We start from the raw sequence: 12,710 nt of genomic DNA, 5'->3' as shown, positions 1-12,710 counted from the left end.
CATGTCCGACACCACGACCCATCTGCTGCTCCCCTACATCCTGGCGGCGCAGGCCCAGAAGCACGTCACCCACAATGAGGCGCTGCGGATCCTCGACGGGCTCGTCCAGCTCTCCGTGCTCGATCGGGACCTGACCACGCCGCCCGGCAGTCCCGCCGATGGTGAGCGATACATCGTCGGCTCGGGTGCCACCGGCGACTGGGCGGGCTGGGATCTGAACGTCGCGCTCTGGACCGATGGCGCCTGGCTCCGCCTGCCACCGCGGACCGGCTGGCGGGCCTGGGTCGAGGATGAGGGCCTGCTGCTGGTCTACGACGGCGCGGGCTGGATCGGAACCACACCGGCGGCGCTGCAGAACATGGCACTGCTCGGGATCGGCACCACGGCCGACGCTTCGAACCCGTTCTCGGCCAAGCTGAACGCGGCGCTCTGGACGGCGAAGACCTTGGCTGAGGGCGGCAGCGGCGATCTGTTCTACACCATGAACAAGGAGGCGGCGGGCGACGATCTCGGGCTGACGCTGCAGACCGGCTTCGTGACCAAGGCGCTGGTCGGCCTCTTCGGCTCGGACCGGTTCCGGCTCGCAGTCTCGGCCGACGGCAGCACCTTCTTCGACGGGCTCAGCGTCGACAACGCCAACGGCATCGTCGACCAGCCCCGGCTGCCGTGCTTCAAGGCGTACACGAACTACGATAATTACGTCGGCATCGGGACCTGGACGAAGATCGGCCTCAACAACACCGACTACAACGACCAGGGCGCGTTCGATGCCGCGAACAACCACTTCGTGGCCCCGGTCGACGGAACCTACCTCTTCGGCGCAACGCTGCTCTACAAGATCAACGCCAGCGCCACAGCCCGCATGCGCGGGCGGCTCGTCCTGAACGGCACGACGGAAATCCGCGGCTCCCTCGGCGAAATCTCAGCCACCCACGTCTCGCTCGCCACCGCGATCTGGCTGCAGACCATGGTGCCTCTGATTGCGGGCGATACCGTTGAGCTGCAGGGCTATTTCCGGGTTGCGGACGGATATTTCGCCGCCGATCACACGTCCTTCTGGGGCACGAAGATCGGCTGAGGGAGGCGCGCCATGGCACCCCAAAGACCCGAGGACGGTTTCGTCCGCATGCCGGAGCACGAGTTCGAGGCGATCCTAGCGCGCGCCGCCGAGGAAGGCGCCAAGCGCGCGCTCGCCGATGTCGGGCTCGAAGGCGACGAGGCCGCGCTCGACATCCGCGACCTGCGCTCGATGCTGGACTTGCTCCGGTTGGTGCGCCGCACGGCTGTGCAAACCGTCGTCCGCGCTGTCACCACCGCGATCCTGCTCGCGCTGCTCGCCGGCGCCGCCATCAAGCTGAAGGTCTTCGGCAACGCCCCGTAGCCCAAGCCATCCGACCTGTTCGTCCCACCGCACCCGCCCTCGAGGCGGTTTTTTTCGTTTCTGGAGGACCCCATGACGACGACCTTCCACAGCCATTGGCGCGACGTGCCTGAGAGCGCCTGGCGCTGGTCAAACTTCAGCCCGGCCGAGATCGCTTGCCGGGGCACTGGCAAGCTGCTGATCAACGAGCCCGCGCTCGACAAGCTGCAGGCGCTGCGCGACCGGCTGGGCAAGCCGCTGATTGTCCGTTCCGCCTATCGCAGCCCCGAGCACAACCGTGCGGTCGGCGGCGCGACCCGGTCGAAACACCTCGACGGCGCCGCCTTCGACATCGCCATGGCGAACCACGACCCGGTGGCCTTCGAGGCGGCGGCGCGGGACGTCGGGTTCCTCGGCTTTGGCTTCTATCCCCGCTCGGGTTTCATGCATGTCGATCTCGGCCCTGCGCGGCAGTGGGGCGAGCGCTTCCCGTTCCGGGCGACTGCCTTCGCCGAAGAAACGCCACCAGCGCGCGAGGTTTTGGCCGACAGCCGCACCATGAAGGGCGGTGGCGCGGCGGGCGTCGCCACGCTGGGTGCGGCCGGGGTCGAGGTGGCGCAGAGCGTCCTGGCCGATACGCAGTCCGCCATCCTGCCGCTGGTGCCGTATCTCGACACGCTCCGCTGGGTGCTCATCGCGGTGGCGCTCGGCGGCATCGCGATCACGATCTACGCCCGTCTCGACGATTGGAAGCGAGGGCGGCGATGATCGCCGGGCTGCTCACCGGGATCGCCGCGAGCCCGTTGACGCGGGCGGCGCTGCGCTACGGCGCCACCGGGCTGGCAGTGCTCCTGTTCCTGCTTTCGCTTCGGCGCTCCGGGGAACGCACGGGCCGCCTCGCCGAACGCCTTGAAACCTCGGAGAAGATCAATGACGTCCAACGCCAGATGCTGGAAGCGGCAACTCGCCGCCCTCGCGATCGCGACGAGCTTGCTGAGCGGCTGTGCGACGGTCGGTTCTGACGGTAACAGGCCGGGGGCCTGTCCGCCGGTCGTCGAGTACAGCAGGGAGTTCCAGGTGCGCGCGGCAGAGGAGCTGGACCTCCTGCCAAAGGGCTCGGCGATCGCGGAGATGATGAGCGACTACGCGGTGATGCGGGAACAGGCGCGGGTGCGCTGATCCTCCGGCACTTGTCGCGGATTACGCATCGCGCCCGGCGCTGAACCCAGGGCTATCGGTCGGCAAAATGAGTGATGCCTCGAAGCCGGAAGATCCACCAGGTCGCGGCGATTTCAGAACGAGAGAGCTTCCGATCCGGTTCGCGATGGCCGCAACGATAGCGAGGCCAAGTCCGCTACCGTCGGCTTTCGCGTTCGCCCTTTCGAAGCGCGCCGTGAGGCGGTCGAGAGTGTCGCGCGGGAGGATCGGGCCATCATTCGCGACGGAAAGCAGCCCGTCTGCGGTCAACGTGACGTCGATCGTCGTGTTCTCGGCTCCGTGACGGAGCGCGTTTTCCATGAGGTTGCGGCACAGAATGGCGAAGGCGTCCGGGTCGATATCGGACATGACGGCTTTCCCTGGCAGCCCAAGCGCGATGCGGTCCTTCGCAATGGCGCGTCCGAGATCGTCTACCACCACACGGGCGACCGCCCTCAGGTCTGCGCTCCGGTCCATCCGCAGCCGCCCGCCTTCGGCCCGGGCAAGCTGCATGAGGCGTTCGGAAAGCCGGGTCAGGCGCTTGAGCGTCGCCTCAATCTCGGCGGCACGCGCTTCGGTGGCCGGCTCCTGCGTCTCCGCCCTCAGCCGCTGCGCCTGAGCGATTGCGCCGGCCAGCGGAGTTCTCAACTCATGGGCCGCGTTCGCGGTAAAACTGCGCTCGGCCTCGAACGCCTCGCGCAAGCGGGCCAGAAGGCCGTTGAGCGTCTTGGCCAGTGGTCCGATCTCCGTCGGCAGATCGCTGGAAGGAACCTCCGACAGGTCGCGGGCGCCGCGCGCCTCCAGCCGAGCGCGGAACCGACGCAGCGGATCTAGGCTGAAGCGAACGGCAAGAATGATTGCCATCAGCGCGATCGGCAGCATGATGAGCAGCGGCAGGCCGAGGCCCATCTGGATCTCACGCGCGACCGACGCGCGATGGGCAAGCGGCTCGGCCACGGTGATCCGGATCGTTTCCTGAAGCGCCGCGTCGCTGTAGAAGCGGTGGGTGGCGGTCTGCCGAAACCCGGGGCCGTCCCAGGGCGGGAATACCGCCGCGTCGGCCGCGTGGGATTGCAGCAGAATGCGCCCCTCGGCATCCCGGACGAGGTAGGTGAAGAACTCTTCATGCTCTCGGATCGGCGTGAGCCGCTGCGTGATCCCCTGATCTTCGCGGCCCACGATGTCGGTCACCGCCAGCGGGAGGATGCGTTCAGCAGTCTCCCGCAGGGCGCTGTCGAAGATCTCGTCCAGCTCGCCTCGAACGATCACGGCCGTCACCGTCGCCGCGAGCAGCCACAGCACCGTCAGCGCCAGACCGAGCGACAGGCCAAGGCGGCCCTGAAGGCTCGCAGGCCATTTCATGGACGGCCCAGCCTGTAGCCCATGCCGCGCTCGGTCTCGATGACCGAAGCCCCGAGCTTCTTGCGCAGGCGGCTGACATGGACCTCGATGGTGTTGCTCTCCACCTCGGCGTCGAAGGCGTAGAGCTTCTCCTCCAGCTGCGCCTTGGACAGCAGTTGACCGGGGCGTGCGAGGAAGGCGTCGAACAGCGCCCATTCCCGTGCCGTCAGTTGCACGGGTTTGCCGTCCCGGTGAACGCTGCGCGCGGCGAGGTCGATTTCAAGCGGCCCGTGGCTGACGATGGGGTTCGGGTTGCCGCTGTAGCGCCGGGCGACTGATCCGATCCGCGCGGAGAGCTCGGCCAGATCGAAGGGCTTCACGAGATAGTCGTCGGCGCCCGCGTTCAGCCCCTCGATCCGATCCGACACCTGGTCGAGCGCGGTCAGGATGATGACCGGGGTCACGTCTCCGCGCGCGCGCAGGCTCTTCAGGAAGCCGATCCCGCGACCGTCCGGCAGCATGAGGTCGAGCAGGATCAGGTCGTAGGACGTGGATTTCACAGCGTCGCCGGCCGCATCGAGGCGCATCACCCAATCGACCGACTGCCCATCGGCCGCGATCTGGTCGCGCACCGCCGCGCCAAGCACCGTGTCGTCCTCGATCAGCAGGATCCGCATCCTCGTCCCCGTCCTCTTCCGATGACCCTCCATGATCCGTCTGGCTGACACGAAGCTGAAGCGGCGGGGCACGTCCCTTCAGGCTGCCGTCAGCTTCGCCGCGCATCAATTGCATCAAGATGGCCGCATCGAGGAGTTTGGCCCATGAAGAAGACATTGACAATTCTCGGCTTTCTCGCGGTCTTCCCGGCCGGAGTCGCGCTGGCGGACGACGACTGCTTCGTGCCGATGGCCGACTGGCAGCCGCGCGACGCCGTCGCCCGATTGGCCGAGGAAAACGGCTGGACGGTGCGCCGGATCAAGATCGACGACGGCTGCTACGAGATCGACGGCCGCGACGCCGAGGGGCGCCGGATCGAGGTGACCGTTCATCCGGCAACGCTCCAGGTGATCGAGTTCGAATACGAGGACGAGGACGACGACGATCGCCCCCGCCGGGATCGCGAAGGAGGCGACGATGACTGACGCAATCTCACACCAAGGGCCAGAGATGAGCACGGGGCCGAGCAGCAAGGTCCGTGTCTGGGATCCGCTGGTCCGCGTGTTCCATTGGGGCCTGGTCGCAGCCTTCGCGACCGCATGGCTGACTGCGGACGAGCTGCAACCTGTCCATGAGTTCGCAGGCTACACCGTCGCCGCACTTGTGGCCTTCCGGCTGGTCTGGGGCCTCGTCGGCAGTCGCTACGCGCGCTTCGCCCAGTTCCTGAAAGGCCCCGGCGAGACGCTGGCCTATCTCGGGGACATGACCCGCGGACGCGAGCGGCGCTACCTCGGCCACAACCCGGCGGGCGCGGGGATGATCGTGGCGCTGCTGGTCACGCTGTCGGGCACGGCCTTCACCGGCTGGCTCATGGAGGACCAGACCCGTCTGGCGATGCTTCCGTCCATGCCCGCCATCGTGGCGCCCGCCTGGGCCGACGACGACGGCGACGGCGACGAGCGGGAATACGGCGAACGGGGCGAGGTCGAGGGTCCGCTCAAGGAAGTCCACGAGACGCTCGCCAACCTGATGCTGCTGCTTGCCGCGCTGCATGTGGGCGGCGTCGTGCTGGCCTCCTTCCGCCACCACGAGAACCTGGCCCGGGCCATGGTGACGGGCGACAAGCGCGCTCCCGGTCCCGGCGACATCGCCTGACGGAACCCAACCCGAAGGCCGACCGTCCCTTCGGCCCCCCTGGCCTCGCCCTCACGGGCGGGGCCTTTTTCCGTCCGAAGCCACTTTCTTCCTGACAGCAAGCTGAAGCGGGAATCGCCGACGCGTCAGGAAGCCCTCAGGTCAGATCTCCAGATTGTCTCCAGCAGACAAAAGGAGACCCTGCCATGAAGAAGACCCTGACACTTCTGGTCGCGTCCACGGCGCTGACCGCCGCGATCGGCGTCCCCGCCTGGAGTGCGATGCAAGCCCCGGCCGATAGCGTCCTTCGGCCCATTGCCGCGCTCTTCGATGACTCATCGCAAGCCATGCCGCTCGTTCTCGCAAGCGACGATGACGACGACGACGACCGCTGGCGGGACGGCTCGCGTCGCGACCACGATGACGACGATGACTGCGACGACGATGATGACGACGACGACGATTGCCGCGGTGGCGCTCGCAATCCCGCGCCCGCCGGCACGGTCGCCCCTCCGCAGAACGGCCTCTTCGGGAACGGCGCTCCGCCGCAGGTTCAGGTGAACTGAACCGCTCTCAAGCTCCTCTCCGAACAAGGATCAACCCGATGAAGTCGCTTCTCGCAACGCTCGCGCTCACCACCGCGCTGACGCTCCCCGGCCTCGCCATGGCGAGGCCTGTGACGCTCACCACGACCCTCAACAATTACGGCGGCGACGGGGCCTATCTCGCGCTCTACGTCACCGATACCTCGGGCGCTTACGTCGGCAGTCTCTGGATGGCTGGCGGCAAGTCCAAGTACTACGAGCACCTCAGCGACTGGTACCGCGCCACCGGCGGCGACACTGCGCAGGTGAACGGCATCACCGGCGCCAGCGTCGGCGCGGGCCGCACGCTCGAGATCACGCTCGACCTGGCCGACGCGCTCTTCGACGCGGGCTACACGCTGCACATTGACGCCGCCGTCGAGGACATGCGCGACAGCCCGAACGAGGTGGCCGTCCCGCTCACGACCGATGGTGCGGGCACGCCGGTGACCGGGCGCCGGTACATCGCCAGCTTCGCCTACGACATGTGAGGAGCGGGGCCATGATCCGTGCACTCCATCGCTGGCCGGGTCTTCTGGCCCTCGCGCTCGTCACCATCCTGAGCCTGAGCGGCGCGGCTCTGTCGGTCTTCCCTGCGGCCGAGCGCATCGCCGCGCCGCAGGCGGAAGCCGGACTGACGGTCGCCGCCCTCGCGGACCGCATCCAGACGGTCTATCCGGGCGTCGAGCAGATCCGCCGATCACCCTCGGGCCGGATCACCGCCTACTGGTTCGATCAGGGCGCGCCGGGGGCCGCCGTGATCGACCCGGCGACGGGTGAGGGCGTGGCCTCGGCCGACCCGAACCAGGCCGAACGCTGGCTGACCAACCTGCACCGGTCGCTCTTCCTCGGGGATGGCGGCCGCATCGCAATGGCTGCAGGGGCTGCCGCGATGCTGATCCTCTCGCTCTCCGGCGCGGCGCTGGTCGCGCGGCGGACGGGAGGCTGGCGACACTGGTTCGCGCGCTTGCGCGGACCGCTTGCCGGGCGGCTGCACGTCGAGATCGCCCGGATCGCCGTCGTCGGCCTCGTTCTGTCCTCCACGACTGCCCTCTGGATGACAGCGTCCACCTTCGATCTCCTACCGGACGGAGGCCCCATCCCGTCCATGCCGACCGACGTCAGTGGAGAGACCGGGTTTGCGCTGGACCGAATGTCCACGCTGCAGCAGACGCCCGTCGCCGAGTTGCGCGAGCTTAGCTTTCCCTATCCCGGCGACACAACGGACGTCTTCACGCTCAAGACCGACCGGGGCACCGGATATCTCGATCAGGGCACCGGGGCGCTGCTGGCCTGGGCCGACCTGACCGGCTGGGAACGCGTTTCGGAAACCATCTACATGCTGCACACCGGACAGGGCGCGGCAGCGCTGGGGCTCGTGCTGGGGCTCATGGCGCTCGGGGTTCCGGCCATGGGCGCGACCGGCGTGCTGGTCTGGCTGGCCGGCCGGCGCGGTCGACCGCGCATCCGGGGCAACCAGTCCGCGGGGCGGGCCGAGACGATCCTGCTTGTCGGGAGCGAGGGCGGCAGCACCTGGGGCTTTGCCGCGACGCTTCACGCCGCGCTGACGCAAGCCGGGCAGAGTGTCCATGTCGGCCCCATGTCGGGCTTCGCTCCGGAGCGCTACGCTGCGGCCCAGCGGATCATCTTGCTCGCCGCGACCTATGGCGACGGCGCGGCGCCGGCCTCGGCGAAGGGCTTTCTCGACCGGCTGAACGCGACCGACCGCGCGCCGGACATTCCTCTTGCGGTACTCGGCTTCGGCGACCGCAGCTTTCCGGCCTATTGCGCCTTCGCCAGGGACGTCGCGGCGGCGGCGCAGGCGAAGGGTTGGCCCGAGCTTCTGCCGCTCGACACCATCGACCGGCAATCGCCGCAGGATTTCGCGCGCTGGGGCCGGGCGCTCGGATACGCTCTCGGGATCGAACTCGAACTGTCGCACCGGCCTGTCCAGCCGCAAACGACCACGCTGACCCTCGTCTCGCGGCGCGACTACGGCGCCGAGGTGCAGGCCCCGACGGCGATCCTCCGCTTCGCGCTTCCCCGCGTTGCGCTCTGGCAACGGTTGCTCGGGGGCGGGTTCGCACGGTTCCAGGCGGGTGACCTGATCGGCATTCTGCCCGAAGGAGGCGCCGTCCCGCGGCTCTACTCGCTCGCCTCTGGGCGCCGCGACGACTTCATCGAGATCGTGGTCAAGGAGCATCGCGGCGGCCTCTGCTCGGGTCAGCTCACAGCGCTGGAACCTGGCGACACGGTGAGCGCTTTCCTGCGCCCCAACCCCGGCTTCCGTCCGGGCCGAAGCCGGGCGCCCCTGATCCTGATCGGCGCGGGGACCGGCATCGGGCCGCTCGCGGGCTTTGTGCGCGCCAACACGCGCGGAAGGCCGATCCACCTGTTCTTCGGCCTGCGCCATCCCGACAGCGATTTCTTCTACGGCGAGGAGTTCCCCGGATGGCAGGACGAGGGGCGTCTGACACGGCTGGTCACGGCCGTCTCGCGGGGGGCGCGTCCCCATTACGTCCAGGACGCGCTGCGCGGCGAGGCCACTCAGGTCGCGGAGCTCATCCGCAATGGCGCGCGCGTGATGGTCTGCGGCGGACGAGACATGGCCGCCGGCGTGGCCGAGGTGCTGGCCGAGATCCTCGCGCCGGCCGGGCTGACGCCGGCGGTCCTGAAGGCGGAGGGGCGGTATGTCGAAGATGTCTACTGAGCGCGCGCGCATCGCTCTGAACGGACCGACCATGGGCACGCGCTGGTCGGCGCTGTTCTTCGCGGAGCCAGACTTCGACCCGGCCCCGATCCGCGCGGCGCTGCAGGCGGCCGTGGAAGAGGTGGACGGACAGATGTCGACCTGGAACGCGGGCAGCGACCTGATGCGGCTCAACGCGGCGCCGGTGGGAGAATGGGTGGAGGTGCCCGCGCAACTCGCTGCGGTCTTGCGCCTCGGCCTGGAGATCGGGCGCGCCACGGGCGGGGCGTTCGACATTGGCATGGGCGACGCGGTGACGGCCTGGGGCTTCGGGCCCGGGGACGCCGCGCCGGATGGCATCCGCGCCGCGATGACCGCCTCACGACGCCCGGCACATGAGGCGCTGGAGATGGACGGCGCCCGCGTGCGCAAGGCCGCAGCCCTGAAACTCGACCTCAACGGCATCGCCAAAGGCTATGGCGTGGACCGGCTCGCCGAGACCCTGCGCCATCATGGGATTTCAGATGGACTCGTCGGGATCGATGGCGAGATGCGTGCAATGGGCCTCCGGCCGGACGGCGAAGCCTGGACCATCGCGGTCGAGGCGCCGGACGCCGAGCGCCGGACGCCGCATTCGATCCTCGCGCTGCAGGATGCCGCCGTCGCCACCTCGGGCGACTACCGTCACTGGGTCGAGGTGCAGGGGCGCCGCCTGTCGCACACGATGGACCCGAGGCGGGGCGCGCCGCTGATCGCGTCGCCGGCCTCCGTCACCGTCGTGGCTCGAACCTGTGCCGAAGCCGATGCCTGGGCGACGGCCCTCATGGTGCTTGGGCCGGACAAAGGTGCTGCGCTCGCAAGACGAAGCGGGCTCGACGCCCTGTTCCTCTTGCGCGATGATGATGCCAGCGCACGGGGCGTGGGAGTAGGACGACTATTTTCCGAAGAGCCAGCGGCAATCGCCTCAGCCGAGGGGAGATAGGCCGCATGGAGACGACACGGACCGACCGCTTGAAGACCGCTATCCTGCTCATTGCCGCGACCGGCCTGATTGCGGGACTTGCCTTCTACTTTTCCGGCCGTCCCGACGCTGCGAACCTGATCTGGATCGCCGGCGTCGTTCCCGCGCTCGCCGCACTCGTGGTGGAGATCCTGCGCAGCCTGCGCTCCGGCGAGGTGGGCCTCGATATCGTCGCCGCGCTGTCGATGTCGGCGGCTCTCGTCTTCGGCGAGACGCTCGCCGCGGCGGTCGTCGCGATCATGTACTCAGGCGGCACCTTCCTCGAAGCCTTCGCCGAAGGCCGCGCCCGGCGCGAGATGCATGACCTTCTCTCCCGCATGCCCCGGACCGCGACGCGCCACCGCAACGGCGGGCTGGAGGAGGTCCCGCTCGACGACATCGCGCCCGGCGACCGTCTTCTGATCCGGCAGGGCGACGTCGTGCCCGTGGACGGCACGGTGGCCTCCGAGACGGCCTTTGTCGACACCTCCGCGCTGACCGGCGAGTCACTTCCGGTGCGGCTGGCGCGCGGGGCCGAGGCGATGAGCGGCTCGACCAACGCGGGCGAGGCCTTCGACCTCACGGCGACGCACGAGGCGAAGCACAGCACCTATGCCGGGATCGTCCGGCTGGTGGAGGCGGCGCAGGCGTCCAAAGCGCCGATGTCGCGGCTGGCCGATCGCTGGTCGCTGGGCTTTCTCGCGGTGACCGTCGGGATTGCCTTCGCGGCCTGGTGGTTCACCGGCGACCCGATCCGGGCCGTCGCCGTGCTCGTCGTCGCCACCCCTTGTCCGCTGATCCTCGCGGTGCCGGTGGCGCTCGTCGCCGGTCTGTCGCGGGCGGCGCATTTCGGGGTGCTGATCAAGGGCGCGGGACCGCTGGAGACGATGGCGCGCATCCGAACGCTGATCCTCGACAAGACCGGCACGCTGACCGACGGCCGGCCGAAAATCGTCTCGATCGACAGCCACGACAGCATGGCGGAGGACGATATCCTGCGCCTCGCGGCATCGCTCGACCAGGCCTCCAAGCACCCCGTTGCGCAGGCCATTGTCGCCGCCGCGAAGGCACGGGGCTTCACGCTGCCGGTTCCGTCGGACGTGGCGGAGATCCCGGGCGAAGGCGTCGTCGGCCATGTCGAGGGCCGCAAGGTCATCGTCGGGGGGGATGCCTTCGTCGCGTCCCGCGTCGGACGGCGGCCCGGCGATCATTCCGTCATCGCTGCCGGCTCGGTCCTCGTCGCCGTCGCCGTCGACGGGCACATGGCAGGGCACCTCGTCATGTCCGATCCCCTGCGCGACGGCGCGGGCCAGATGCTGGACGGGCTGCGGCGCGAGGGGATCGCGCGTATCCTGCTCGCCACCGGAGACCGCGCTGACGTGGCCGAGCGTGTCACCGAAGGGCTTGGGCTCGACGGTCTGCGGGCCGGGCTGACGCCAGACCAGAAAGTGTTGCTCGTCCTCAGCGAGCGCAAGCACGGGCCCGTCATGATGGTGGGCGACGGGGTCAACGACGCTCCTGCACTCGCTGCGGCCGATGTGGGTGTTGCGATGGGGGCGCGCGGGGCCGCTGCATCGGCGGAGGCGGCGGACGTCGTGCTGCTGGTCGACCGTGTCGACCGGCTCGGACCGGGGATCGAGATCGCGCGCGGTGCGCGCCGCATCGCCGTCGAAAGCGTTGTCGCCGGGATCGGCCTATCGGTCATGGGCATGATCGCGGCCGCCTTCGGATACCTCACCCCGGTGCAGGGGGCGCTCCTGCAGGAAGTCATCGATGTCGCCGTGATCCTGAATGCCCTCCGCGCGCTGTGCATCACGCCCCAGGAACCCACCATTCCTAATCCAAAGCCAGCTTCGGGCGGGCAAGCCGACAAACTCCAGGGAGCCACGCCATGAGCCGCCTTGCGCATTCCGAAATCCATATGGTGCATCGCATCGGCTGGCTACGGGCCGCCGTTCTCGGCGCCAACGACGGGCTCGTCTCGACTGCGAGTCTCGTGGTCGGCGTCGCCGCAGCGGGATCCGGAAAGCCGGAGGTCCTGATAGCGGGGCTGGCTGGCCTCGTGGCCGGTGCGATGTCGATGGCGGCAGGCGAATACGTCTCGGTGAGTTCCCAGACCGATGCGGAACAAGCCGATCTTGCCCGCGAGACCCGCGAGCTGGCGGAAACGCCTGAGGCAGAGCTCGAGGAGCTCACCCGGATCTACGTAGACCGGGGGCTGGATCGCGACCTGGCGGAAAAGGTGGCCCACCAGCTGACAGAACGCGACGCGCTCGGATCGCATGCCCGCGACGAACTCGGCATCTCCGAGACCGTTACGGCACGCCCGATCCAGGCGGCGCTGGTCTCGGCTCTCACATTCGCCGTGGGTGCGGTCGTTCCGCTGATCGTCGTTCTATTGGCGCCCGAAACTTCGATCGCGCTGTTCGTGGCGGCATTGACGATCGTGGGCCTCGCGGTTCTCGGTGGGCTGGGCGCATCCGTCGGCGGCGCTGGTGTCGTTCGGGGCGCTGCGCGGGTCACCCTCTGGGGCGCTATCGCAATGGCTGCGACAGCAGCGGTGGGAGCGCTGTTTGGCGTCACGGTGGGGTAGCAGTTTGTGGGGTTCTGGTTGGAGTTGGGGTGGATGTCAGGCTCATCCGCCCTTCCACGTTTCGCGACCGGGATCGAACGCGTTCCTGACGAGCGCAAGAGTAGCGGCGGGCCGTTCTGCCCGTGCCCTGACGCACCGCGTCCGCCAACTCTGGT

The 12,710-nt window shown here is 68.7% G+C and carries 14 protein-coding genes; 12 read left to right on the top strand and 2 right to left on the bottom strand.

Annotation, left to right across the window (positions count from 1 at the left end; all coding sequences use genetic code 11):
- Position 1: 1 nt before the first annotated feature.
- The 4 genes from ABL312_RS09850 (at position 2) to ABL312_RS09835 (ending at position 2,382) form a co-directional block, all read left to right on the top strand.
- Entirely contained in the window at positions 2 to 1,078 is a 1,077-nt protein-coding gene (locus ABL312_RS09850; RefSeq protein WP_349361214.1) for a DUF2793 domain-containing protein, read from the top strand.
- Positions 1,079 to 1,090: 12 nt separating this feature from the next.
- Entirely contained in the window at positions 1,091 to 1,381 is a 291-nt protein-coding gene (locus tag ABL312_RS09845) for a DUF6127 family protein (protein WP_349361213.1), read from the top strand.
- A 72-nt stretch (positions 1,382 to 1,453) separates the two neighbouring features.
- The gene (locus tag ABL312_RS09840; protein WP_349361212.1) at positions 1,454 to 2,128 is read left to right on the top strand and encodes a D-Ala-D-Ala carboxypeptidase family metallohydrolase; all 675 of its coding nucleotides are present in this window, start codon (positions 1,454 to 1,456) and stop codon (positions 2,126 to 2,128) included.
- Positions 2,125 to 2,382, top strand: coding sequence for a hypothetical protein (locus ABL312_RS09835; RefSeq protein ID WP_349361211.1), 258 nt, complete (start codon positions 2,125 to 2,127; stop codon positions 2,380 to 2,382). The genes ABL312_RS09840 and ABL312_RS09835 overlap by 4 nt, the downstream gene beginning before the upstream one ends.
- A 178-nt stretch (positions 2,383 to 2,560) precedes the next feature.
- On the opposite strand, the gene ABL312_RS09830 is transcribed toward ABL312_RS09835, so the two are convergent.
- Together ABL312_RS09830 and ABL312_RS09825 are read right to left on the bottom strand one after the other, a co-directional pair.
- Positions 2,561 to 3,919 carry an ATP-binding protein gene (locus ABL312_RS09830; RefSeq protein ID WP_349361210.1) on the bottom strand — a complete coding sequence of 453 codons (1,359 nt, stop codon included), beginning with the start codon at positions 3,917 to 3,919 and terminating at the stop codon, positions 2,561 to 2,563.
- A complete protein-coding gene (locus tag ABL312_RS09825; protein WP_349361209.1) occupies positions 3,916 to 4,575 on the bottom strand; it encodes a response regulator transcription factor in 660 nt (219 codons plus the stop codon). Before ABL312_RS09825 ends, ABL312_RS09830 begins: the two co-directional genes overlap by 4 nt.
- A 144-nt stretch (positions 4,576 to 4,719) precedes the next feature.
- On the opposite strand from ABL312_RS09825, the gene ABL312_RS09820 reads away from it, so the two are divergent.
- The 8 genes from ABL312_RS09820 (at position 4,720) to ABL312_RS09785 (ending at position 12,555) form a co-directional block, all read left to right on the top strand.
- Entirely contained in the window at positions 4,720 to 5,040 is a 321-nt protein-coding gene (locus ABL312_RS09820; RefSeq protein ID WP_349361208.1) for a PepSY domain-containing protein, read from the top strand.
- Complete coding sequence (locus tag ABL312_RS09815; protein WP_349361207.1) at positions 5,033 to 5,710, top strand: cytochrome b/b6 domain-containing protein; 678 nt, start codon at positions 5,033 to 5,035, stop codon at positions 5,708 to 5,710. The genes ABL312_RS09820 and ABL312_RS09815 overlap by 8 nt, the downstream gene beginning before the upstream one ends.
- A 185-nt stretch (positions 5,711 to 5,895) precedes the next feature.
- On the top strand, positions 5,896 to 6,255 hold the full coding sequence (locus ABL312_RS09810) for a hypothetical protein (RefSeq protein ID WP_349361206.1): 360 nt from the start codon (positions 5,896 to 5,898) through the stop codon (positions 6,253 to 6,255).
- Positions 6,256 to 6,293: 38 nt separating this feature from the next.
- Complete coding sequence (locus ABL312_RS09805) at positions 6,294 to 6,764, top strand: DUF2271 domain-containing protein (RefSeq protein WP_152367699.1); 471 nt, start codon at positions 6,294 to 6,296, stop codon at positions 6,762 to 6,764.
- A gap of 11 nt (positions 6,765 to 6,775) precedes the next feature.
- Positions 6,776 to 8,983 (top strand): PepSY domain-containing protein, encoded by a 2,208-nt coding sequence (locus ABL312_RS09800; RefSeq protein ID WP_349361205.1) that lies wholly within the window; start codon positions 6,776 to 6,778, stop codon positions 8,981 to 8,983.
- Positions 8,964 to 9,944, top strand: coding sequence for an FAD:protein FMN transferase (locus tag ABL312_RS09795; protein ID WP_349361204.1), 981 nt, complete (start codon positions 8,964 to 8,966; stop codon positions 9,942 to 9,944). The genes ABL312_RS09800 and ABL312_RS09795 overlap by 20 nt, the downstream gene beginning before the upstream one ends.
- A 5-nt stretch (positions 9,945 to 9,949) precedes the next feature.
- A complete protein-coding gene (locus ABL312_RS09790; protein ID WP_349361203.1) occupies positions 9,950 to 11,857 on the top strand; it encodes a heavy metal translocating P-type ATPase in 1,908 nt (635 codons plus the stop codon).
- On the top strand, positions 11,854 to 12,555 hold the full coding sequence (locus ABL312_RS09785) for a VIT family protein (protein WP_349361202.1): 702 nt from the start codon (positions 11,854 to 11,856) through the stop codon (positions 12,553 to 12,555). Before ABL312_RS09790 ends, ABL312_RS09785 begins: the two co-directional genes overlap by 4 nt.
- Positions 12,556 to 12,710: the final 155 nt, after the last annotated feature.

Source organism: Stappia sp., from assembly GCF_040110915.1.
GTDB lineage: Bacteria > Pseudomonadota > Alphaproteobacteria > Rhizobiales > Stappiaceae > Stappia.
This window is presented reverse-complemented; position numbering and strand designations above follow the sequence as displayed.